Origin of the sequence: Phenylobacterium sp. (assembly GCF_044371015.1) — a bacterium.
Lineage (GTDB): Bacteria > Pseudomonadota > Alphaproteobacteria > Caulobacterales > Caulobacteraceae > Phenylobacterium.
Window position 1 is genome coordinate 1 of record NZ_JBILUK010000305.1, and the last position, 3192, is coordinate 3192.

Annotated in this window: 4 protein-coding genes; 1 reads left to right on the forward strand and 3 read right to left on the reverse strand. The window is 68.0% G+C overall.

What is annotated here, in order from left to right:
- Positions 1-151 precede the first annotated feature (151 nt).
- The gene (locus tag ACIQ3R_RS16715; RefSeq protein WP_397419985.1) at positions 152-529 is read left to right on the forward strand and encodes a VOC family protein; all 378 of its coding nucleotides are present in this window, start codon (positions 152-154) and stop codon (positions 527-529) included.
- Positions 530-580: 51 nt separating this feature from the next.
- Here ACIQ3R_RS16715 and ACIQ3R_RS16720 read toward each other — a convergent pair whose 3' ends face one another.
- The 3 genes from ACIQ3R_RS16720 to ACIQ3R_RS16730 all read right to left on the reverse strand — a co-directional run.
- Positions 581-1930: a hypothetical protein gene (locus tag ACIQ3R_RS16720; protein ID WP_397419986.1), complete on the reverse strand. Its 1350-nt coding sequence runs from the start codon at positions 1928-1930 to the stop codon at positions 581-583.
- A gap of 117 nt (positions 1931-2047) precedes the next feature.
- A complete protein-coding gene (locus tag ACIQ3R_RS16725) occupies positions 2048-2509 on the reverse strand; it encodes an NfeD family protein (protein WP_397419987.1) in 462 nt (153 codons plus the stop codon).
- Between the two features lie 3 nt (positions 2510-2512).
- Positions 2513-3192, reverse strand: a 680-nt coding sequence (locus ACIQ3R_RS16730) for an SPFH domain-containing protein (RefSeq protein ID WP_397419988.1), incomplete at its 5' end; no start/stop codon positions are given.

A 3192-nucleotide genomic window follows, 5' to 3' on the forward strand; every position in this document is an offset into this window, starting at 1 on the left:
GAGTCATGCGGCGCTCCCTAACATACTCCGTGTCATCCCGGCCGCAGCGAAGCGGAGGGCCGGGACCCAGTCCAACCGCCGTGGGTTCTGGGTCCCGGATCGTCTTGGGGCCGTCCGGGATGACAGCACTGTTTCTGAAGGACCCTGGAACATGATCGCCTACGCCACCCTCGGGGTGAACGACATGGATCACGCCGTCGCGTTCTACGATGCGGTGTTCGGCGCGCTCGGCGCCCGGCGCTTCACGACCAGTCCCACCTGGACCGGATATCGCCGCAAGGGCGACCCGGTCCCGATCTTTCTTACGCGACCCTGGAACCGCGATGTCGCAACCGGAAGCAATGGCGGGATGATGGCGTTCCTGGCGGAGGATCGCACCTCGGTGGACGCTTTCCACACCGCTGCGCTGGCCCATGGCGGCGTGTGTGAAGGCCCTCCCGGCGTCCGCGAAGGCATGGACCCTGTGTTTTACGCCGCATATGTCCGCGACCCGGACGGCGCCAAGCTCTGCGCCTTTGTCCGCAAATGAAAAGGGCGCCGACCTTTCAGCCGGCGCCCCAGTTCCATCAACCCGAAGGTATCAGGTGTTGCCGGGCAGCTTGCAGGTGCCGCCGCCCGCGAAGGCGCAGCCAACGGCCTGCACAGCGCTGACCGTCGGCGCCGTCTGGTACTCGATGATATAGCCCTTGAGGCCGTCAGAGCAGGCGACTTCCATGAAGGTCGTGCCCTTGTCGGTCTTGCCCACCACCCGGCTGTTGGAGACCGCGCAGGTCGTGTCGGCGCGGAACTTCTTCAGGTCGGCGGTCAGGAAGCTGTAGCCCGGGTCCTTGCCGAGCGAGCACTTGTAGCCCGCCAACGGGGCCCGGCCGCAGTCAATCACCACGCTCTTCTGACCGGCCATCGACTGCAGGATGGCGCCCGTGCCGTCCTTGCAGACCAACTCGGCCACTTCCTCACGCGGGTTCTTGGTGGGGAACAGCGCGTACTTTTCGACATCGCACTTGCCCCCGGCATTGGTGACCAGGCGGGTGTAGAGCCCGGCCTGCTCGTTCTGGGCCTCACGGGCGTCGGTCAGGGTGCAGCCGCCCAGGATCTGGCTGGCCTTGGCGCACTCATAGGTCTCGGCCAGGGTTCCGGCCGCCGCCACCTTGTAGATGTAGCCCTTGCCGTCCTGGCAGGAGGCTTCGAAGTAGGTGGAGTTATCGCGGGAGACGCCGACGAACCGGCGATCCTTCACGGCGCAGCCGTTGTTGGCCGCGGCGGCGTACTGGTCGACCACGGCGATGCGGGCGGCCTTGTCGCCGAAGGTGCACTTAATGTTGCTCTCGGATTCATCGTAGAGCAGGCAGTTGACGACCTTGGCCGGCTTGGAGGCGTCGAACGGCGCACTGGTGGCCAGGACATAGCCCCCGCCCCCGGCGCAGGCCACTTCCATATAGGTCTCGGTCTTGGTCTGGCCGATGCCGCGAATCTGCTCCGGCGTGCAGCTGAACCCGGCAGTCTTCAGGACCGGGGCGAGCGCGCTCTTGGGATCGGCGTTACCCGGCAGCAGGCAGGGGGCCGACGGCGGCTGGCCCGGCGCGGGCGGCGTATTGGCCTCGACGCAGGTGAAGGCCGAGGGCGTCCCGGCCTCCGGCGCCTGGAGCACAAAGCCCATGTTGCCGGGGCCGCAGGCGACTTCGAAGTACGAGACCTTGGCCTTCTTGTCGGCGCCGATCAGGCGAGCGTCCGACACCGTGCAGGACAGGCCGATCGCGGTCACGACGGCCGGCGCCTTGGCCATGCCTTCCTTGCGGGCGGCCTCGGGGATCGCCGGCGGCCCGCCCGCGGGCTTTCTCTGCGACATGGCCGAGGCCGGGATCAGGACGGCGGCGGCCATGACGGCCACCATTCCAAGGGCCCCAAAGGCGCCGAATTTGGGCGTCTTCACGTGTCTTCTCTCCTGGATACGGCCTGCGGCGGCCCCTTGCGATTCTGGCCGCACATAAGCGCCGCGATGTCCCACGGGTCAAGGTTCGCGGGTGAAGGCGACGGAAGTATGACGCCTCTATCTTGCCGCCCGCACCAGCAGCCGCGCGCCATCGACACTCACCACCTCGACGGTCGCACCGGTCTTTGGCGCGTCGCCGTCGATGAGCTCCGCCGCCCACTCCTTGCCGTCGAGCATCACGCGCCCGGCGCCGCCGACAAACGCCTGAACCGCCGTGGCCCGCTTACCGATCAGCCGGCTGGCTGTGTCGTTGATGTCCTCACTGATCGGTTCGCCGGTGCGCGGCAGATAGCGCCGGGTCAGAAGGGTCGTCACGATCGTCAGGATTGCGAAAATCGCGACAGTCGTGGCCGGGCTGGGCTGGATCAGTCCGGCGATCACCGCCGTCACCGCCGCCGAGGCCGAGGCCCAGAGCAGCCAGCCCGAGCCCGTGGCGATCTCCACCGCCAGGATCGCCGCCCCGATCCCGGCCCACACCCAGAACGGCTGGGCGGCGTAAAGGCCGAACAGCGTATCCACGGCTCAGGCTCCGGTCGTCGGCACGGCGCCCCGGCCGCGCGAGGCCGCTGCGCCGCCGCCGCGCGGCGCCGGACCGTCGGTGTTGACCGCCTTCACCAGCTCGCCGAAGCCGGCGATGGTGCCGACCAGCGAGCCCATGTCGGCGGGCACGATCACCGTCTTCTGCTGCGGGCTCTCGGCCAGCTTGCCGAAGGCCTCCACGTACTTTTGAGCGACGAAATAGTTGATGGCGTTGACGTCGCCCTTGGAGATCGCGTCGGACACCAGCTCGGTCGCCTTGGCCTCGGCGGCGGCGGCGCGCTCGCGGGCTTCGGCGTCACGGAACGCCGCCTCCCGGCGACCCTCGGCCTGCAGGATGGCCGACTGCTTCTGACCCTCGGCCACCGTGATCGCCGCCTGCTTCTCACCGTCGGCTTCCGTGATCACCGCCCGGCGCTCCCGTTCTGCCTTCATCTGGCGGGCCATGGCGTTGGTGATGTCCGGCGGCGGCTGCAGGTCCTTGATCTCGATCCGCGCGACCTTGACGCCCCAGGGGCTGGTGGCCTGATCGATCACATCCAGCAGGCGCGTGTTGATCTGGTCGCGCTGCGACAGCACCTCATCCAGCTCCATGTTGCCCACCACCGTGCGCAGGTTGGTCATGGTCAGCTGGGTGATCGCGAAGTCGAGATTGGTCACCCGAT